Raw genomic sequence first — 19,496 nt, 5'->3', positions numbered from 1 at the left:
GTCTGCCCCTCACTGCTTCGGAGCCGAACTCAATAACGCCAAACGGCGCCTATCATCCAAGTACCGCCCGGCGGCGCATGCGCCACAGCACCGGGGTGGATTCACGCACCAAACGTGTTCGGCAGTCGATCCCGGATTGGGAGGTCACATGTCATCGCTACGCGCAAACGATCTGCTCCGTTCGAAGGAAGGAAGCCGTCTGCATGGCCCGGACCTCGGTTGCTGGCGCCGCTGGGGCCCTTATCTGAGCGACCGGCAGTGGGGCACGGTTCGCGAGGACTACAGCGACTACGGCACCGCCTGGGAGTATTTCCCCCACGATCAGGCGCGCAGCCGCATGTACCGCTGGGGCGAGGACGGCATTGCCGGATTCGGCAACGACCCACTCGACTGGTGCGTGTCGCTCGCGCTCTGGAACGGGCGCGACGCCATCCTGAAGGAACGGCTGTTTGGCTTGACCAATGCGCAGGGCAATCACGGCGAGGACGTGAAAGAGCTTTACTTTTATGTCGATGGCACGCCGACGCACTCGTACATGAAGATGCTCTACAAGTACCCGCACGATGCGTATCCGTATCAGGACCTGATCGACGAAAACGGCCGGCGCGGCGCCGATCAGCCCGAATACGAAATCCTCGATACCGGCGTGTTCGACAACGATCGCTATTTCGACGTCTGGGTCGAGTACGCGAAGCACACACCCGACGACATCGTGATGCGCGTCAGCGTCGAAAATCGCGCGGATCAGCACGCGCCACTGCATGTGCTGCCGCTCTTCTGGGCGCGCAACCGCTGGGCGTGGTCAGGCAAGCCCGGCAGGCCGTCGCTGACGCTCGAGACGGAGTCCGCCGAAGGCGCGCGGGTGATCGCGCACAATCCCGCGCTGGGCACGATGATCGTCACGGCCTCGGCGCAGCAGCCGATCGAATGGCTGTTCTGCGAAAACGAAACCAATGTGCGCCGCATTTTCGGCATCGCCGGCGCGGGCCCGTTCAAGGATGGCTTCAACGATTACCTCGTCGATGGCGACGAGCAGGCGATACGCCGCGACGCGGGCACCCGCGCCGCCGCGCATGTGGCGCTGTCGCTCGCGCCGCACGAACGCGCGGTGCTGTATCTGCGCTGGCGTCCGGCGGCACTGCCGGGCATCACGCGCGACGACGCGCCGCTCGACTTCGAAGCGCTGTTCGCGCGCCGGATCGCGGAGGCCGATGAGTTCTACGCGGCGCTCCAGCACGATATCGCCGACGCCGATGCACGGCTCGTGCAACGCCAGGCGCTCGCCGGCATGCTATGGACGAAGCAGTACTACCAGTTCGACGTGACGCGCTGGCACGACGGCGACCCCGGTCAGCCGAAACCGCCGAAAGGACGCCGGCACGGCCGCAACGCCGACTGGCGGCATATGTGCAACGGCGATGTCGTCTCGATGCCGGACAAGTGGGAGTACCCGTGGTACGCGTCGTGGGATCTCGCGTTTCATGCGGCCGCGTTCGCGATGATCGATCCCGACTTCGCGAAGAAACAGTTGCTGCTGCTCGTGAAAGAACGGTACATGCATCCGAACGGGCAGTTACCCGCCTACGAATGGGCTTTCGGCGACGCGAACCCGCCCGTTCATGCATGGGCGACCTGGCGCGTGTACGAACTCGACCGTGAAGTCACGGGCGTCGGTGACCACCAGTTTCTCGAAGTGATGTTCCACAAGCTGCTGCTGAACTTTTCGTGGTGGGTCAACCGCAAGGATGCGGATGACCGCAACATCTTCCAGGGCGGCTTTCTCGGGCTCGACAACGTCGGGATCTTCGACCGCTCTTCCCCGCTGCCGACGGGCGGCCGCATCGACCAGGCCGACGGCACCGCGTGGATGGCCTCGTATGCGCTCGACCTGATGCAGATCGGACTCGAGCTCGCGATGACGAACAACGCGTATGTCGAAATCGCGGTGAAGTTTTTCGAGCATTTCCTGTATATCGCGGAAGCCGTCGGTTGCAGCGAGGGCTGCAGAACAGGGTTGTGGGACGGCCGCGACGAGTTCTTCTATGACGTACTGCATCTTCCGGACGGAACCCGTGTGCCGATGCGCGTTCGCTCGATCGTCGGTCTGATTCCGCTGTTCGCCGTGCATGTGCTCGAAGAGCGGATATACGGTCACCTGCCCGGCCTGCGAGAACGGCTCGCGTGGTTTCTCGATCACCGGCCGAATCTGGCCAAGCTGGTGTCGCGCTGGACCGAACCCGGCAAGGGCAATACCACGCTTCTGTCGCTGCTGCGCGGATACCGGATGACGGCGCTGCTGCGCCGCGCGCTCGACGAAGATGAATTCCTGTCCGATCACGGCGTGCGTGCGTTGTCACGCGTGCATCGCGATACACCGTACGAGTTCGATCATGGCGGCGCGCATGTCTGCATCGAGTATCAGCCGGCCGAATCGGATTCGCGCGTATTCGGCGGCAATTCGAACTGGCGCGGACCCGTGTGGATGCCCGTCAACTATCTGCTGATCGAATCGCTGTATGAATTCCATCGCTACTACGGCGACGAGTTCCGCATCGAGTATCCGACGGGGTCAGGCAACCGGTGCTCGCTCAGCGAGATCGCCGACGGTCTCGCACGGCGTGTCACCACCCTCTTTTTGAAGGACGAGCACGGCATGCGGCCGGTGATGGCGGCTTATCCGCAATTGCAGGCCGACCCGCGTTCGTCTGATCTCGTGCTTTTCCACGAGTATTTTCACGGCGACAGCGGACGTGGCGTCGGCGCTTCGCATCAGACGGGCTGGAGCGGTCTCGTCGCGCTGCTGCTGCAGCCGCGTCTGATGAAGCTGGCCCATGTGGCGTCCGATATCGCCGCCGCTGCCGAAGATGTGCAGGCAGGCGCGCCAGTCGCCGAAGACGCACTCCCCACGATGGCGCGTTAGACGACGCTCGCCTGCGGCAATCTTCATAACGCCTGTCGGACCAAGGTCTCATTGACCGACCGCAAGGTCGCGTGTCTTATTGGCTGGGGAGACTCCACGTGCCCGAGGAGTCTCCATTTCATCGTCCGAGGCGAACCGCGAAGCAGGAAGAGCGCAAACATGGACTGGAACCGCTGGTACAGCTTGAAGAGTTACCTCAGATCTTCCCTGTGGACGGTACCGCTCGTCGCAGTAGCGATCTATGCGGTGGTGAAGCCGCTCACTGAAATGCTGGGAAGGTGGTTGATCGGACACGACATCCTCGACCCGAAAACCGGCCTTTTCGGGCTGTCCATGACTGGCGCGCGGTCACTTGTCGGCGACATCGTTTCCGCAGACCTGGCGTTTCTGGTATTTACCTTCGGTTCGCTGCTCGTCGCGATCCAGGTCGCTGGCGGTCAATACACCCCGCGGATCATCGCGACGACCTTGCTGCGCGATAACGTGATCCGCAACATCTCGGGATTGTTCGTTTTCACACTTCTATTCGCCAACAGGACCTTGGGCTGGATGGGTGACAGCGAGGTGCACCAGCTTCAGGTATTCATTGCAGCGCTATTCGGATTCGCTTCCGTCGTCGCATTCCTTTTCCTGATCGACTATGCGGCGAAATTTCTGCGTCCAGTGAGCCTCGTGGCGCGCGTTGGAGAGCACGGCATCGCGGTCATCGAGAGCGTTTATCCCGCGCCGGCGACGGGCCGGATCGCCCCGCCGTGCGTTGACCGCAAGCGAGGCGTGCCTGATCGCATCGTTCGCCACAGCGGTACATCCGGCATCGTTCTGGCCGTGAATCTGGAAAGACTGGTCGCCAAGGCGAGGCGCACGAACTCGGTTATCGAATTCGTGCCGCAAGTCGGCGATTTCGTCGCAGTCGACGAACCCTTGTTTTATCTGTACGGGGACGCTGGCGCAATCGATGAAAACCGGCTGCGTACACTGGTCGCCTTTGGGACCGAACGCACGATGGAACAGGATCCGATGTTCGCGTTCCGCATCCTTGTTGATATTGCGCTCAAGGCGTTATCGGCCGCGATCAACGATCCCACAACGGCCGTGCTGGCCATCGATCAACTACAGCGGCTATTGCGCGTAGTCGGAAAACGGTCTTTGTACACCGAAGAGATCAGGGATAAGTCTGGCCGTGTGTGCGTGATCTTTCGAACGCCGAACTGGGAAGATTTCGTGCATATCAGTTTTCGCGAGATACGTCAGTATGGCGCCGGCAGCATCCAGATCGCGCGGCGTCAGCGCGCGGCGATAGAGAATCTCCTCCAGTGCTTGCCGGAGCATCGTCACGACGCATTGCGTGTCGAGCTGACCCTGCTGGACCGAGAGATCGGCGCGCGGCATCCATTTCCGGAGGACCTGGCGTTGGCGCGTATCCCGGACTCGCAAGGGCTTGGAGGGTCGGAGACGTCGGCGGCAAGGCAACCGGTCGTTTGAGAGGCGATCATGCGAAAACTCATCATGGGCATCGTCGAGTTCCGGGAGAAGATGCTGCCGCAATACGCGCAGCAGTTCAGCAAACTGGCGCTCGCGCAGACTCCCGATGCGCTCTTCATCACCTGCTCGGACAGCCGCGTCGTGCCGGACCTGCTGGCATCGACCCATCCCGGCGATCTCTTTACGATGCGCAACGTGGGCAATCTGATCCCGCCGGCGACTGCGGAGGGCGTCTCTACCGGAGATCTTTCCGAGGCAAGCGCAATCGAATATGCGGTGCTGGTGTTGAAAGTCGCGAATATCGTCGTGTGCGGGCATTCCGAGTGCGGCGCGATGAAGGCCGTGTTCTCACGCAACGCCAAGCTGAAGTCGCCAAACCTCGATAAATGGCTATGCCACGCCAACAACGCGGCGTTTCGGCTCGAACAGGAAGGTCCGCTCGATGACCGCTTGAAAGCGCACGATCAATTGTCGCAACTCAACGTGCTGGTGCAGCTCGAACACCTGATGACCTACCCGATCGTCCGCCAGCAAGTCAGCGCCGGGGCACTCGTATTGAGCGGCTGGTGGTTCGATATCGCGACTGGCGCCATGTATGCCTATGAGCGCACGAGCCGTTCATTCGAAGTCATCGACCGCGCGATGGCTGAGCGGATCATTGCGCGCCTTGCGGCGCGGGCGAGGTGACGGTTTCCGAAGCTTCGCAACGGCACCGAATTGGCGCGCATGAAGTTAAACGACAGATATCAGAGTCAATCAGTGGCTCGGCACCGCCGCTCGATAACCAAAGTTAGACGCTTCTCTCTAATCTGCCAATAACCCCGGTATTGCACCACGCGGGTAAGTCCGAATATTACATATAGATTAGCAAATCCATACTGCGTCACGACAGGCGCTCAGGCTCCCTGAGAACGTCCAGTCGGCGTGCATGGAAGCCGCTTCCAGGCTCTGTGCAAAAAAAGACATGCTACGGAGACAGTATGGGAATTCGCTTGAAGAGCGTCGTGAGTGCGCTCGCGTTGTGTGCCCTCATTGACGTCAGTTACGCCGCCGACCCGATCAAGATCGGTGTCGACGGACCTTTCACCGGCGGTTCGTCTTCGATGGGCGTGAGCATGCGCGACGGCGTGCGGCTCGCCACCGCGGAAATCAATAAGGCCGGTGGCGTGCTTGGCCGTCAGATCGTGCTGGTCGAGCGCGACGACGAGGCGAAAAATGAACGCGGCGTACAGATCGCGCAAGAGCTGATCAACAAGGAAAAAGTGGCTGCGGTGGTGGGCTACATCAATACCGGCGTGGCGCTCGCGTCTCAACGCTTCTTCCAGGAAGCCAGGATTCCGGTGTTCAACAACGTCGCGACTGGCAGCGTCCTGACGAAGCAATTCACCGATCAACCGGATAACTACGTCTTCCGCAACGCCGCCGCCGACCGCATTCAGGCGCCGATGATCGTTGAAGAAGCGATCGCGAAACGTGGCTTCAAGAAGGTCGCGATTCTCGCGGACTCCACCAATTACGGTCAGCTCGGCCGCGAAGACCTCGAAAAGGCGCTGGCCACGAAAGGCGTGAAGCCGGTTGCGGTAGAAAAATTCAATATCAAGGACGTCGACATGACCGCGCAGCTGCTCAAGGCCAAGGAGGCCGGCGCTGAAGCGGTGCTGACCTATGGCATTGGGCCGGAACTCGCGCAGATCGCCAACGGCATGGCCAAGCTCGGCTGGAAAGTGCCGCTGATCGGCAGTTGGACCCTGTCGATGGCGAACTACATCGACAACGCGAGCACCAACGGCGAAGGCGCCCGGATGCCGCAGACCTTCATTCAGGAAGCGAACACGCCCAAGCGCAAGGCGTTCATCGACGCGTACCTCAAGGAGTTCAAGCCGAAGAACAACCGCATCGAATCGGCGGTGTCCGCCGCCCAGGGCTACGACTCGGTCTATTTGCTGGCCGCGGCGATGACCCAGGCGGGTTCGACCGAAGGTCCGAAGGTGCGCGCCGCGCTGGAAAACCTCAACGGCAAGGTGGAAGGCGTCGTGATGGTGTACGACAAGCCGTTCACGCACGACGACCACGAGGCGATCAGCCCGAACGTGCCGGTGTTTGGCGAGGTCAAGGGCGGCCGCGTGATCTATGCGTACGACGCTGATCGCAAGGACGGCAGCCAGTTGCGCGCCAAGCAGGCGTCGACGAACTAAGCGCGGATACAAGCGCAAATCCAGCGCGGCAGCATGCTCCAAAGCCGCACCCGCCCGCCAGCGGGGGCGGCTTTGTTTTATAGATGGTGAACTCTAAGGCGCTCGACGATGACCATTCTTTTACAGCTCATCTATAGCGGGATCGCACTCGGCATGATCTACGCCGTGATCGCATTCGGCTATCAACTCACATTCGCGACCTCCGGCACGCTGAACTTCGGCCAGGGCGACGCGCTGATGCTCGGCGCGCTGGTCGGCCTCACGCTGGTCTCGCTCGGCGTCAACTACTGGCTGATGATCCCGCTCGTCTGCGCGTTCGGTCTGTTGCAGGGCGCGTTCGTCGAACGGATCGGGGTGCGGCCCGCGATCAGGATCAAATCCGAATTCGGCTGGATCATGTCGACGATCGCGCTGGGCATCATCTTCAAGAACGTCGCGGAAAACGTCTGGGGCCGCGACGATCTGCGCTTCCCGTCGCCGCTGCCCGAAGCGCCGCTCAAGGTGTTCGGCGCGAACGTTCTGCCGATGGAACTTCTGGTGGTCGGCGGCGCGCTCGCGATGATGCTCGCCGTCGAGTTCTTCAACCGCAAGACGATCTTCGGCAAGGCCGTCGTGGCCACGGCGAACGACCGCGACGCCGCCGCGCTGATGGGCATCAACACCGGCCTCGTGATCACGTTTTCGTATGCCCTCTCGTCGCTGACCGCCGCGTTCGCCGGCGTGCTGATCGCGCCGCTCACGCTGACCGGCGCGACGATGGGCGCGGTGCTCGGCCTCAAGGCGTTCGCGGTGGCGATCATCGGCGGTCTCACGAGCGGTTTGGGCATCCTCGTCGGCGGCGTGATTCTCGGCATCGCCGAGACCACTACCGGCTTCTATCTCTCCACCGGCTATAAGGACGTGCCGGGGCTGGTCCTGCTGCTCATCGTGCTCGCGATGAAACCCGCCGGGCTGTTCGGCAAGACTTCAATCAAGAAAGTGTGAGGGCCGCCGTGAATCTGAAGAAACTCGTTGCGACGGCACTTGTGCTGATCGCGCTTGCGGTGTTCCCGGTGCTGTCGGGCAATCCGTACTATATCCATCTGGTCGAGACCATCATGATCTACGCGATCCTGCTGTTCGGTCTCGACATCGTGGTCGGCTACACCGGCCAGGTTTCGCTCGGACATGCGGGGCTGTTCGGGGTCGGCGCCTACACGGCCGGCGTGCTGTTCATGAAGCTCGGCTTGCCGATTTTCGTGACCGCGCCGCTCGCGATTCTCGTCACGGCCGGCTTCGGCGCGATCCTCGCGCTGCCCGCGCTACGCGTGTCCGGCCCCTACCTCGCGATGGTGACGCTCGCGTTCGGCACGATCCTTCAGATTCTCATCAACGAGATGGATTTTCTGACCAACGGGCCGATGGGCGTCAAGATTCCGAAGCCGTCGCTCGGCGCGCGGCCGATGAACGAAGTCGAATACTACTGGCTCGTCGCGGCCCTGCTGGTGGCCTCGCTGATCGTCGTGCACCGGGTGCTCAAGTCGCATCTGGGCCGGGCCTTCGAAGCCCTGCGAGACAGTCCGATCGCGTCGGACTGTATGGGCGTATCCGTGTACCGTTACAAGGTCTACGCGTTCGTTATCAGCGCGGGCTTCGCCGGTCTGGCCGGCTGCCTGTACTCGTATTCGGAGCAGTACATCTCACCGAATACCTACAACTTCGAGCTGACCATCCTGTTCCTGCTCGCGATCATCATGGGCGGGCGCAAGACGCGCACTGGCGCGGTGCTCGGCTCGGCGATCATCGTGCTGTTACCCAAGCTGCTCGATGACATCGATATGTTCCGCATCGTCGCATCGGTGCTGGCGGTCGCGGTCGTGATCGGCGCAGGCGCAGCGCTCGCGCGCAAGGTGTCGACGGCACGCAAGGTGGCGATTCCGGTGCTCGGTACGGTGGGGCTCGCCGCGTTTTCATACTGCATCGATACGCTCGCCGACTGGCGGCTGAGCATCTTCGGCCTGATGATCCTGCTCGTCGTGTACTACCTGCAGGACGGCGTGATCGGATTCGTGCGCAAGAGCATGATGGGCGGCGCGGTGCGCGCGAGCACCGTCGACGCTCATCAAGCCGCGACGATCGGCGCAGACGCGGTCGCCGCCGTGCACGCGGGCGACACGGAAGAGATCCTGCAGCTACGCGGCATCCTGATGCAGTTCAGCGGGCTCAAGGCGCTCAACCAGGTCGACCTGAGCGTGCGGCGCGGCACGGTTCACGGACTGATCGGCCCGAATGGCTCCGGTAAGAGCACGATGATGAACGTGTTGACCGGCATCTACGTGCCGACCGCAGGTTCGATCGAGTACCGTGGCATGTCGATCGCGGGTAAGACTTCGTCGCAGATCGCGTTGGCGGGCATCGCGCGCACCTTCCAGAACGTGCAGTTGTTCGGCGAGATGACCGCGCTCGAAAACGTGCTGGTCGGCTTGCATCACACGTTTCGGGCACATATCGCGGACGTCGGACTGATGTCCCCGCGTTACCGGCGCGAGGAGCGCGCCGCCCGTGAACGTGCGTTGGGCATGCTGCGCTTCGTCGGGCTTGAACATGCGGCCGGCGAAGAAGCGCGCAACCTGCCCTACGGCAAGCAACGGCTGCTGGAGATCGCGCGGGCGCTCGCGCTCGACCCGCAAGTGCTGCTGCTCGACGAACCGGCGGCCGGCCTGACCGCGCCCGACATCAAGGAGCTGGTCGCAATCATCCGCAAGGTGCGCGATCACGGCATCACCGTCGTGCTGATCGAACATCACATGGATGTCGTGATGAGCGTGTGCGATCGCGTGTCGGTGCTCGACTTCGGGCAGAAGATCGCGGAAGGCAATCCGGCCGACATCCAGTCGAACGAAAAAGTCATCGAGGCTTATCTCGGCGGCGAGGCGGCGGGGCAAGCGGCCTGAGCCGCGCTCCCCTACCTCGACTCACGAGATACACAGGAACACTCAGGAACACACATGCTATCGGTCAAGAATCTGCATGCAGGATACGGCAAGGTCAAAGTGCTGCACGGCATTTCGATCGACGTGCCCAAGGGCTCGGTCGTCACGCTGATCGGCTCGAACGGCGCGGGCAAAACCACCACGATGCGCGCGATCTCCGGCATGATCCGTGCGAGCGACGGCGAGATCACGATGGGCGTGGGCGCGAGCGCGAAGCGGATCGACGCGCTCGACTCGCATCGCATCGCGCGTCTCGGACTCGCGCATTCGCCGGAAGGACGGCGCGTGTTCGCGACGATGAGCGTGCACGACAACCTGATCCTCGGCGCCTTTCCACGCCTCACGTGGGCGCGGCCGCGCGGCGATGTGAACGCCGATCTGGAACGCGCGATCGAACTCTTTCCGCGTCTGAAAGAGCGGCGCCATCAACTCGCCGGCACCCTCTCCGGGGGCGAGCAGCAGATGCTCGCGATGGCGCGCGCGATCATGCTGAACCCGGAACTCGTGCTGCTCGACGAACCTTCGATGGGGCTCGCACCGATACTCGTCGAAGAGGTCTTTCGCATCATCGAAAATCTGAAGGGCCAGGGCGTGACGATGCTGCTCGTCGAGCAGTTCGCCGCGGCGGCGCTCAACGTGGCGGATTACGGTTACGTATTGGAGAACGGCCGGATCGCCGCGCATGGGCCGGCGCTGCAGTTGCGCAACGATCCGTCGGTGAAGGCCGCTTATCTGGGCACGAGTCATTGATGTAGTGCAGGCATCCCTGGGTCTCTAACACCCCGGGTGGCTTCTTTGAATCCAAGCCCGCCCTCTTTCGAGGGCGGGCTTTTTTTGGGTTGTCGATCTCAAACGCCACGATTCTGCAGCGGATACATTCTTCGACCGCGATGTGTGATCCGCTGCAATCACCATGCCATGCCAGCAATGCTGGGGATATCAAGTGTTGAAATGGCATACGCCAAGATTTATTCACACAAATCTGGCCACCGCGACCTAGTGTGTTTCGGTAGATACGTGCCTTGCTGCATGTCTTCGGCGGACGGCAAGCAAGCATCGTTTCTGCGCTGGGAAAAGACGTTTTCACATATATCAGAAGGTCGGAAGTGATCGCGCCGGCGAAGGAAAGCCGGCAACTCACAGGCGTTTTCCCTTTTTCGCGAGGCCCAGAATGAAAATCAATTTCAGTTGCCTATCCCGGTCTGTTTTGCAGGGCATTGCAGGTGGTGGCGTCGTCGCGCTCGCATGCTCGATCGCCACGGGCGCGCACGCGCAAACGCTGGGATCGCTCGTCCAGGTGGCCGCGGGCGACCCATTTAGCGGTTGCACCGCTGACCAGCTGAACGCGCAGGAGTCGGCATTCGGCAGCGTCCTGTTTCCCGCCACCTCGATCGAACCCTGGGTCGCGGTGGACCCGACGGACTCGTCTCGCCTCCTCGCCGGCCACCAGCAGGATCGCTGGAGCGACGGCGGCTCACGCGGGCTCGTCGGCGTCGTCTCCAAAGATGCGGGCAGCACCTGGTCCAACTCGATTCCGTCCGGCGTGACTAACTGCACTGGCGGCAAATTCCGCCGCGCTTCCGATCCCTGGGTGGACTTTGCGCAAGACGGAACGGCCTTCTTCTTCTCTCTGGTGCTGGACCCCGCGCAACCGACCACGCCGTTTGGCGCGCGCAATAGCGGAATGCTGGTCAGCCGCTCCAGCGACCATGGCGTAACGTGGCAGACTCCCGTTACGCTGATCCGCAGCAACTCGCCGCACGTGCTCAACGACAAGAACTCGCTCACTGCGGACCCGACCGCGACGAACTACGTCTATGCAGTTTGGGACCAGTTGAGCGTGTTCCCTCCAACGAAGGAAGGCGCCAGGTTGCTCGCGGAAAACGATGGCGTTCTGATCGCGCGGCAATTGCGCAACGGTGCAGCATCCGCGGCGGGCGGCGCTCCCGTATTCAAGTTCAACTTCACCGGCCCGAGCTTCTTCTCGCGATCCACTGATAAGGGCGTGACATGGAGCACCGCCGCCCCGATCTACCAGCCCGGGACGAACGCACAGACAATCGACAACATGGTGCGCGTTTTGCATGATGGAACCCTGCTCGATTTCTTCACGGCGATCAATGCCACGCCGTCGGGCCTGAGCATCGGCTATATCAAGTCTGCGGATAAAGGCGCGAGCTGGTCGGCGCCGACATTCACCAACGACATTCAGGCGGTCGGAGTGGTCTCGCCTGACAGCGGCCAGTCGATACGCGATGCGTCCATTCTGTACAGCGTCGCTGTGAACCCGACGTCGGGGGCAATCTATCTCACCTGGCAGGACGACCGCTTTTCGTCCGCGACCTGCACCACGCCCACTGGATCGATTCCGATCGACGGGATCGCCTTCAGTGAATCGACGGATGGCGGTGCTACCTGGTCAACGCCGGTAAAGATCAACAAGACGCCGCCAAACGCAACCAACCCCTGCCGTCAGCAGGCGTTCATTCCGGCGGTGGTGCCGTCGGGCGACGGCAATACGATCGTGGTGGCCTACTACGACTTTCGTAACGACACGAACACTCCCGCCGGCTTCGAGGGAACCGACTATTTCGCGGTGTTCTGCTCGACTGCTACTGCGTGTACCAATCCGGCGAATTGGAGTAATGAACGCAAGCTCACCGACACCTCGTTCAACATCCTTAACGCGCCCGTGGCGGGCGGCCACTTCCTCGGCGACTACATGGGCCTGGCTGCTAGCGGCTCGAAAACTGTCTACCCGGTATTCGGTGTAGCCACGGGACCCAACGTGACGGCCGAATTCACACGCAAGATCACTTTGCCGTAAGCGCAAATGGCGGCGACGGGAGGGTCGCCGCCCAGCCCTCCTTCACCGCTCGTAGGCTTTAATTTTCAGGCACTTTCGCGGCGCTCCAACTCTGATAGTGCGGGCTATGCCACCGATTCACCGCCCCCCTTCACTTCGACGGCATCCCCGACACGTACACCAAGCTGCGTCGCGGCGCTGCCGCGATTCACGGCGATCTCGACGAGCCCGATCGAGTTCTCATACCAGAAAGCTTGACCGGCCGTTACATCGGAAAAGACCCGCGCGTATTCGACATCGGCATCTCCGATGCGAAGCCGTGCAGACCTCGGCACCGTTCCAGCCCGCAGCCCCGTCAGCGCATTGCCGTAGTGATCGACGTAAATGACCTCGGCGAAATCGCCCGCATCCAGTTGCACGCTCAAGCCTGTCCTCTCAACGAGCTTGTCGGAAGGCAACTCGCCGCGGCTGAGCCATGCCGCCATCGGCGCGAACAGATCGCGGCCATGAAATGAGGCGGAAAGCGCGCCCGGACGCCATGTAATCCGCCAGGTCCGGGTATGCGCCGCGCGCGCCGCCACGACCGAGAGCAGCCCGTTGTCCGGTCCGACGAACCGCTGCCCGTCGGCTTGCAGCACGACGGCATCCCGCTCGCTACCCACGCCGGGATCGACCACGGCAAGGAACACACAGTCCGGCGGATACCAATGCGATAGCGCGGCGAGCAGATGCGCGCCTGCCTTCGCGTCGTAGTTCGGCGCAGTGTGCAGCACATCGACAACGGGAGTGCCGGCTGCCGCGTGTCGTAGCAAGGCGACCCTCACCTGCCCGACATAGATGTCGTCGGCCCCGAAATCGGTAAAGAGTGCGAGCATCGCATAGCCTCCTTGAGTCCTGTGCCGCCTCGCCGGTCAGCGTTCGTTAAATATCTGAAATCCCCGCTCCTCGCCTTCTCCGCACACATCAGCGCGACCGGGAACGCGAACGCCTCGATGGGGATCGGCTCCGCTTTGCTTGCGCCGAGGCCGCAGATCCATTCGGCGTGATCTGCGCATCAACGCAGAACGCGATGAACGCCTGCACCTTTGCGGCCAGATGCCGACGCGACGGGTAGAGCGCATATAGAGGGAAACGTTCATCCGGCCAGTCCGGAAACAGATCGACAAGCTCTCGCTGTGCGATCAGTGCTTCCGTTCCGATCGACATGACCTGGGCGATTCCTGCGCCCGCTACACAAGCGTTCAGCATCGTGCCGACATCGGAGACCAGCAGCCGCCCGGAAACCGGAATGCTGACGACTTCCTTGCCCCGATGGAACTCCCATTCAAAGGGGCGTCCCGATAACGGATTGTAGAAAAGTACGCGTTCGTGATCGACGACGTCATCTGGACGATTGGGTCTGCCGTTGCTTTCAAGGTAAGCCGGAGACGCGACCGTGATGATCCGCGCTTCCAGCAGCTTGCGAGCAACCAGAGTACCAACGGGTGGCGGCCCGAAACGTATCGCGAGGTCGAAGCCATCCGCAACGAGATCGCCCACGTCATCGCGCATGATCAATTCCACCGAAAGCTCTGGAAACTGCTGCAGAAATGCCGGCAGCTTCGACGCGAGGACGGTCCGCGAAAAGAACGGGTCCACGTTGACGCGTAACTTGCCCTGGACCACGCCGGCAGAACCCGATGCCGTACTTGCCGCGCACTCGATGCCGACCAGATGCGGGCTGACGGTCTCGTAGAGACGCCTTCCTTCGTCGGTCAAGGTTTGCGATCGGGTCGTACGGTCGAGCAAGCGGACGCCGATCTGCTTTTCCAGCCGGCTTATCGCTCTGCTTACGCCGGACGCTGACACGCCGAGCGCCTCCGCGGCGCGAACGAAACTTCCGCTTTCCGCGACAGCGGCAAGCACCGTTATCCCCGCGAACAATCGACCGTCGAAGGTCATGATGCGCCTCGAGCAATGATGGATTCGTGATTTTAATCATTTCAGATTTGATTGAACCATACTTTATTCATCAATTGGCGCGTGAGACATTGGACGCCTCACCCACACGGAGGAACAGCATGGAAACGATCAAACGCGCAGAGCTCGCAATACCACGCCTGGGCTTCGGCACGTTCCGCATGCCCGGCAACGACTGTCGGCCGGTCGTCGAAAGCGCGCTGGAAGTTGGCTATCGGCATATCGATACCGCCGAGATGTATCAGAACGAGGAATCGGTGGGCGCCGCCATCGCCGGCTCGGGGATCGCGCGGGACGAGCTATTCGTGACGACCAAGGTATGGCACGAGAACCTCGAACCCGATGCCCTGCGCCGCGCATTTGCCAGCAGTCTCGAGAAGCTGCGGCTTGATTTCGTCGACCTGTACATGATCCATTGGCCGTCCCGCGACATGAATCTTGCGGCTGCTTTGGAGACGCTCATGGAGCTCAAGGAGGCGGGGCTTACCCGCGGCATTGGCGTGTGCAACTTCAATATGCCGCTGATCAAAGCGGCCGTTGAGGACATTGGCGCGCCGATCGCCTGTCATCAACTCGAATATCACCCGTTCCTGGATCAGTCCGCGATGCTCGCCTATCTGCGTTCGAAAAACATCCCGTTGGTGGCGTATGCGCCGCTCGCACAGGGACGTGCGGCAAGCGATACGACTTTGGCGCGGATCGGCAGCAAGCACGGTGCGACTGCCGCACAGATTGCCATTGCCTGGCTGCTCGATCAGGACAGCGTTATTGCGATCCCCAAGGCACAGCGGCGCGAAAGCCAGCAAGCCAATCTCAATGCGCTAGCGGTTCGACTCGACGACGATGACCGCAAAGCAATCGCAGCGCTTCGCAAGGACCAGCGTTACGTCACTCCCCCCTTCGCTCCCCAGTGGGACGCGTGATTCAGCAGGCTTAGGTGCTCGGGCGACGGGCACACTCATCCAGTGCAGAGTTCGGACGATGCGCTTGCGTGCCCAGTCCGAACGCGACGACGCTGAGCAGCGCCAAAGCCCATACACAGATCACGCCGTACAGCATCACGAGACCAAAGCCGTGGACGAGCGCCGCATGAGCGATCACGCCATGCGGATCGGCGCTTGCGAGTTTCGCGCTGTCCTGCGTGAGATCCGCAAAATTGCCTGCGGCCACCTTTTGCGCGAGAAAACGCAGCGACGATGCTTCGGAAAGGCCGGCAAGCGCGCGAGAAAGATAAGAAAGCACGCCTTCGAAGAGTATGTAACCCATCAGCGCGATATTGATGGCCAGGCTGATCAGTCTCGCGCTCATATCGATACCCGAGGCCATGCCTGCGCGGTTCGGCGAGACCGAGCCGGTCGCGGTATTGGTGACCGGCGTGTTGGTCATCCCCAGCCCGGTTCCGCACAACAGGCATCCCGGCAGCATCGTGAGCCAACTCGCCTGCTCCACGCCAGCGCCGAACCTCATCACGATGAAGCCGAGACCGATAATGAACAGTCCGAGCGGAATGACCCTGCGCGCATCGAAGCGCAGCGCAAGCCGCTCGGCAAATGGCGGCACGATCAGTGTCGGTAGCGTATAGGCGAGCAGCGACAGTCCGGACTTCACGTTCGAGTAGCCGAGCGCGCCCTGAAAATAGATCGGCAGGTAGATCATGAACGGCCAGTAGCTGAAGTTCATGCCCATCGATCCGCATATCGCACCTGAAAACCGGCGGGTCCGGAACACGAAAAAATCGAACATCGGCCGACGACTACGCTTCTCGACGACGATGAACGCGATAAAACTCAACCCCGTCGCCGCGACGATGCCTCGCGCGACGGGGCTGTCCAGGCCGAGATCCGGTCCTTGCGTAATGAAATAAACGAGGCCGAAACATGACGCGGAAAGCGTGAGGATGCCGGCAAGGTCCAGGTGTTGCGCATGTGGGTCACGGGACTCCTGCACACCCGCGTAGACGAGACCTAGTGCCACGATCGAGATCAACGCGTGGACGAGGAACACCCACTGCCAGTTGGCGACTGCGACGATCATGCCGCCGATGATCGGACCGAACCCAAGGCCGATGCCGAAGATGATTCCCCAAGCGCCAAACGCTTTGCTGCGCTCGCGCCCCTCCTGGAACTGATGCGACAGCACCGCCACCTGGCAGATCAGCATCGCTCCGCCGCCCATCCCTTGAAAAAAACGGCTGACGATCAGGACCGGCGCACTCTGTGCGAGCCCGCAGATGAGCGAGGTGATCCCGAACATCACGATGCTGACCACATAGACGCGTTTGCGTCCGAAACGATCTGCCAGCGCGCCCGTGCCCATAAGCACGGTGGTACACGCGAGCGTGTAGGCGTTCATGATCCATTGAATCTCCTTGAAATTTGCGTGCAGCACGCTTTCAAGGGTGGAAAGCACCGTCGGCACACTGGAAATTTCGAGGCCGAACATCAGCGAGGTCAGGCATACCGCGGCGAGCGCCACGGCATTTTTCGGAGGGGTGGCGAGTGTCATGAGATATCGCAGGGAAAAGGTGCGTTTGCGCGTACACGTCGGCGTACACAGGGGAGCTAATCGATCAGCAGCATCACGTCCGATGTACTATAACGGGAACAAACGTCCCTATTGAGGCAGTTTTTCCCACAACTTATTCCCACAAGGACCCAATTCGATGGATCAACTCGATGGCGTAGCGGTCTTTGTCAAGGTGATCGAAGCCGGCAGCTTTACGGTTGCGGCCGAACGCATGCACCTTACGCGGTCGGCCGTCGGCAAAGTGATAGCGAAGCTCGAGGCTCGCCTCGGCGTACGTCTGCTTCAGCGCACGACGCGTAGCCAGACACTGACGGAGGCGGGGCGCAGCTACTACGATCGATGCGTCCGGGCGCTTGCCGAGTTGGACGCCGCCGAAGCCGAACTGGAGACCGGATACAGCGAGCCACGCGGGCGCCTGCGGGTCAGCGCGCCGCTCGCATTCGGCCACCATTGCGTCGCTCCGGTGTTGTTCGGACTGGCACGCAAGCACCCCACACTACAGATCGACATCTCGTTTACAGACCGGGCAGTCGATCTCGTCGAGGAAAACATCGATCTTGCGGTGCGCATCGGCGATTTGCGCGACAGCACGAGCCTCGCCGCACGGCATCTCGGCGTTCAGGAAACGAGCATCGGAGCGGCCCCGGCCTATCTTGCGCGGCATGGGACGCCCGTCGATATCGACGATTTCGCGAAGCATGCGGGCATCGCCTACTCGCGCGCCGGTGCGATGTCGCCGTGGCGCGTACTCGACACGGACGGGATTGAACGCGAATTGCTGATCAAGCCGCAACTGAGCCTGGACGATATCCAGGCGATTGCCGGAGCAGGCGTCGCCGGTCTGGGGCTCGTGCAGTTGCCATGCTGGTTGCTGACACGATATGTGATGACGGGCGAACTCGTCGCGGTGAGGGAGCGTTGCGGCGTGCGACCACAGGACATCCACGCGGTGTGGCCGAACACGCGATATCTTCCGTCGAAGACTCGTTGCGCCATCGATGCACTGGTTGCGGAGATCCCACCAATGATTCTCCGTTGAGGTGCGTCAAGCATCCAGGACCGATTCAGTCATGCAGCCAGACTGCCAACGAATTGTCTGATGCTGGTCAGCACGGCTGCCTGGTCGCCCGCGAAAACCCAGTGATCCGCGCCGTCGAGTTCGACGTATCGTGCGTGCGCGATGTGGCTGGCAAGATGCCGGCCAGCGCCGATCCGAACGGCGTGGTCGTCGTGACGGTGCAGCACCAGAGTCGGAGCCGCAATCCGGCCCAGCAGATCCCGCACATCCATATCGCGCAACGCCTCGAGCACGCCCTTGAGCGCTCCCGGGCTCGACGCGGCCCGCAGCAAACCTGCCCACCAAGCTCGCGCCTGGGGGTCACGAGACAGGCTCGGCGCGAACGTTTCGATGCCCGCGGGGCCGCCCCACGCCGCGACGAGTTGCTGGAGCCACGCGTCGTACTGGCTAGCCCGCAGCGCGTGCGGATAGTCGGGTGCCGCGCTTCCCTTCGCCAGCGAGCCAAACAGGACGAGACCGATGACTCGATCGGGATGATCGGCGGCAAATTTGATGCACGCCGGACCACCCTCGGACGCACCGAACAACACCACCCGGCGGCTTCCGGCGGCGTCGAGCACCGTGCCGATGTCCTGCGCGGTTGCGTCGACGCCGGGGTTGAAGCCGACACGATCGGAAAGCCCGATACCGCGACGATCGAGCAGGATGAGCCGGCCCATCTCAGCGAGAGAGGACAGGAACGCCCGGCACCGTGGCTCCTCCCAGATCCGTTCGACGTGGGACACGAAACCAGGCAGCAGCAACACATCGATGCGGCCGGCGCCGTAGGTCTGGAACGCGAGATGGACGCCGCCGCCGAGGACATAACGGGTCGGCGGCGGCGCCTCGATCGGCAATGCGGTGACGGCGTTCAGCAGCGCACGGGTCTCGGTTTCGGGCGCCACATCGAGCGTGTCGCGAAGGCGCTGGGTCAGCGCATCGAAGTGGCGCTCGGCCGTAGCCCGATCACCGGCGAGCAGCAGATTGCGAATCAGATGCCGCGCGTACGCTTCGCTGAGCGGGTCCAGCGCAACGAGACGGCCCGCGTGCGCTGCCGCAGCCGCGTAGTCGCCTGCCGCATGCCTGTCTTGCACCACCCGCTCAAGCGCGTTGATCGCCCTGCCCCGCAAGGCCTCACGGCGAAAGAAAGCCCACTCGTCGAACTGCGGGCAATCGCCGGGTGAAAAACCTTCGAGAAAGTCGCCCGAATATTGACGGCATGCCCGCTCGAACTCTCCTACATCGCAGGCTTGCTCGAACAGTTGCGAATCGATATGCAGGTCGATCGCCGATGACCATCGAAGCGTCGACCGGTCGGTGGTGAGGACGTCGCCGCCCAGCGTCAGCTGGAGGCGGTACATCAGGCGCCGCAGCCGCACCCGTACGACATCTTCGCTGCTATCCGGCCACAACATGGTCGCGACGACGTCGCGTCCGACCGGCCCCTTCGCTTCGGCCAGATAGATCAGCAGGGCCAGGCCTTTGCGCAAGCCTATCGGACACGGCTGGTCGTCCCGACGAATCTCCGGAAAACCAAGCGTCCGCACGTTGAACAGAGCCATCGTCATGCAAGCCTCCA

14 protein-coding genes are annotated in these 19,496 nt (G+C 62.0%); 10 read left to right on the top strand and 4 right to left on the bottom strand.

Annotated elements, in window-relative coordinates; genetic code table 11:
• Nucleotides 1–148: 148 nt before the first annotated feature.
• The 8 genes from QFZ94_RS39325 (at nt 149) to QFZ94_RS39290 (ending at nt 12,396) form a co-directional block, all read left to right on the top strand.
• A complete protein-coding gene (locus QFZ94_RS39325) occupies nt 149–2,920 on the top strand; it encodes an MGH1-like glycoside hydrolase domain-containing protein (RefSeq protein WP_429463310.1) in 2,772 nt (923 codons plus the stop codon).
• Between the two features lie 159 nt (nt 2,921–3,079).
• Entirely contained in the window at nt 3,080–4,402 is a 1,323-nt protein-coding gene (locus QFZ94_RS39320; protein ID WP_368581404.1) for a DUF2254 domain-containing protein, read from the top strand.
• Between the two features lie 9 nt (nt 4,403–4,411).
• Nucleotides 4,412–5,089: a carbonic anhydrase gene (locus QFZ94_RS39315; RefSeq protein ID WP_429463308.1), complete on the top strand. Its 678-nt coding sequence runs from the start codon at nt 4,412–4,414 to the stop codon at nt 5,087–5,089.
• A gap of 293 nt (nt 5,090–5,382) precedes the next feature.
• Nucleotides 5,383–6,597, top strand: coding sequence for an ABC transporter substrate-binding protein (locus tag QFZ94_RS39310; protein ID WP_368581402.1), 1,215 nt, complete (start codon nt 5,383–5,385; stop codon nt 6,595–6,597).
• A 108-nt stretch (nt 6,598–6,705) separates the two neighbouring features.
• Nucleotides 6,706–7,581, top strand: a complete 876-nt coding sequence (locus tag QFZ94_RS39305) for a branched-chain amino acid ABC transporter permease (protein ID WP_176122035.1) — start codon at nt 6,706–6,708, stop codon at nt 7,579–7,581.
• 8 nt (nt 7,582–7,589) lie between these two features.
• Complete coding sequence (locus tag QFZ94_RS39300; RefSeq protein ID WP_429463305.1) at nt 7,590–9,530, top strand: ABC transporter permease subunit; 1,941 nt, start codon at nt 7,590–7,592, stop codon at nt 9,528–9,530.
• Between the two features lie 54 nt (nt 9,531–9,584).
• Nucleotides 9,585–10,319: an ABC transporter ATP-binding protein gene (locus QFZ94_RS39295; protein WP_176111174.1), complete on the top strand. Its 735-nt coding sequence runs from the start codon at nt 9,585–9,587 to the stop codon at nt 10,317–10,319.
• A gap of 421 nt (nt 10,320–10,740) precedes the next feature.
• Nucleotides 10,741–12,396 (top strand): sialidase family protein, encoded by a 1,656-nt coding sequence (locus QFZ94_RS39290; RefSeq protein WP_429463303.1) that lies wholly within the window; start codon nt 10,741–10,743, stop codon nt 12,394–12,396.
• A 104-nt stretch (nt 12,397–12,500) separates the two neighbouring features.
• Here the strand turns inward: QFZ94_RS39290 and QFZ94_RS39285 are convergent, their stop codons facing one another.
• Together QFZ94_RS39285 and QFZ94_RS39280 are read right to left on the bottom strand one after the other, a co-directional pair.
• Nucleotides 12,501–13,250 carry an SAM hydrolase/SAM-dependent halogenase family protein gene (locus tag QFZ94_RS39285; RefSeq protein ID WP_429463301.1) on the bottom strand — a complete coding sequence of 250 codons (750 nt, stop codon included), beginning with the start codon at nt 13,248–13,250 and terminating at the stop codon, nt 12,501–12,503.
• 88 nt (nt 13,251–13,338) lie between these two features.
• The gene (locus tag QFZ94_RS39280; protein WP_368581398.1) at nt 13,339–14,316 is read right to left on the bottom strand and encodes a LysR family transcriptional regulator; all 978 of its coding nucleotides are present in this window, start codon (nt 14,314–14,316) and stop codon (nt 13,339–13,341) included.
• A 119-nt stretch (nt 14,317–14,435) separates the two neighbouring features.
• Here QFZ94_RS39280 and QFZ94_RS39275 point away from each other — a divergent pair, with 119 nt between their 5' ends.
• Nucleotides 14,436–15,257: an aldo/keto reductase gene (locus tag QFZ94_RS39275; RefSeq protein WP_429463299.1), complete on the top strand. Its 822-nt coding sequence runs from the start codon at nt 14,436–14,438 to the stop codon at nt 15,255–15,257.
• Nucleotides 15,258–15,267: 10 nt separating this feature from the next.
• Here the strand turns inward: QFZ94_RS39275 and QFZ94_RS39270 are convergent, their stop codons facing one another.
• The gene (locus QFZ94_RS39270; RefSeq protein WP_429463297.1) at nt 15,268–16,839 is read right to left on the bottom strand and encodes an MFS transporter; all 1,572 of its coding nucleotides are present in this window, start codon (nt 16,837–16,839) and stop codon (nt 15,268–15,270) included.
• A 157-nt stretch (nt 16,840–16,996) separates the two neighbouring features.
• On the opposite strand from QFZ94_RS39270, the gene QFZ94_RS39265 reads away from it, so the two are divergent.
• Nucleotides 16,997–17,899 carry a LysR family transcriptional regulator gene (locus tag QFZ94_RS39265; protein ID WP_429463295.1) on the top strand — a complete coding sequence of 301 codons (903 nt, stop codon included), beginning with the start codon at nt 16,997–16,999 and terminating at the stop codon, nt 17,897–17,899.
• Nucleotides 17,900–17,928: 29 nt separating this feature from the next.
• On the opposite strand, the gene QFZ94_RS39260 is transcribed toward QFZ94_RS39265, so the two are convergent.
• Entirely contained in the window at nt 17,929–19,485 is a 1,557-nt protein-coding gene (locus tag QFZ94_RS39260) for an alpha/beta fold hydrolase (protein ID WP_429463293.1), read from the bottom strand.
• Nucleotides 19,486–19,496: the final 11 nt, after the last annotated feature.

The sequence above is a fragment of the Paraburkholderia sp. JPY465 genome (genome assembly GCF_050436725.1).
GTDB lineage: Bacteria > Pseudomonadota > Gammaproteobacteria > Burkholderiales > Burkholderiaceae > Paraburkholderia > Paraburkholderia youngii.
This window is presented reverse-complemented; position numbering and strand designations above follow the sequence as displayed.

What these genes read in the sequence shown, in the direction of transcription:
- QFZ94_RS39325 (WP_429463310.1), top strand. Translation starts at nt 149, where the DNA reads ATGTCATCGCTACGCGCAAACGATCTGCTCCGTTCGAAGGAAGGAAGC.
- QFZ94_RS39320 (WP_368581404.1), top strand. Translation starts at nt 3,080, where the DNA reads ATGGACTGGAACCGCTGGTACAGCTTGAAGAGTTACCTCAGATCTTCC.
- QFZ94_RS39315 (WP_429463308.1), top strand. Translation starts at nt 4,412, where the DNA reads ATGCGAAAACTCATCATGGGCATCGTCGAGTTCCGGGAGAAGATGCTG.
- QFZ94_RS39310 (WP_368581402.1), top strand. Translation starts at nt 5,383, where the DNA reads ATGGGAATTCGCTTGAAGAGCGTCGTGAGTGCGCTCGCGTTGTGTGCC.
- QFZ94_RS39305 (WP_176122035.1), top strand. Translation starts at nt 6,706, where the DNA reads ATGACCATTCTTTTACAGCTCATCTATAGCGGGATCGCACTCGGCATG.
- QFZ94_RS39295 (WP_176111174.1), top strand. Translation starts at nt 9,585, where the DNA reads ATGCTATCGGTCAAGAATCTGCATGCAGGATACGGCAAGGTCAAAGTG.
- QFZ94_RS39290 (WP_429463303.1), top strand. Translation starts at nt 10,741, where the DNA reads ATGAAAATCAATTTCAGTTGCCTATCCCGGTCTGTTTTGCAGGGCATT.
- QFZ94_RS39285 (WP_429463301.1), bottom strand. Translation starts at nt 13,250, where the DNA reads ATGCTCGCACTCTTTACCGATTTCGGGGCCGACGACATCTATGTCGGG.
- QFZ94_RS39280 (WP_368581398.1), bottom strand. Translation starts at nt 14,316, where the DNA reads ATGACCTTCGACGGTCGATTGTTCGCGGGGATAACGGTGCTTGCCGCT.
- QFZ94_RS39275 (WP_429463299.1), top strand. Translation starts at nt 14,436, where the DNA reads ATGGAAACGATCAAACGCGCAGAGCTCGCAATACCACGCCTGGGCTTC.
- QFZ94_RS39270 (WP_429463297.1), bottom strand. Translation starts at nt 16,839, where the DNA reads ATGACACTCGCCACCCCTCCGAAAAATGCCGTGGCGCTCGCCGCGGTA.
- QFZ94_RS39265 (WP_429463295.1), top strand. Translation starts at nt 16,997, where the DNA reads ATGGATCAACTCGATGGCGTAGCGGTCTTTGTCAAGGTGATCGAAGCC.
- QFZ94_RS39260 (WP_429463293.1), bottom strand. Translation starts at nt 19,485, where the DNA reads ATGACGATGGCTCTGTTCAACGTGCGGACGCTTGGTTTTCCGGAGATT.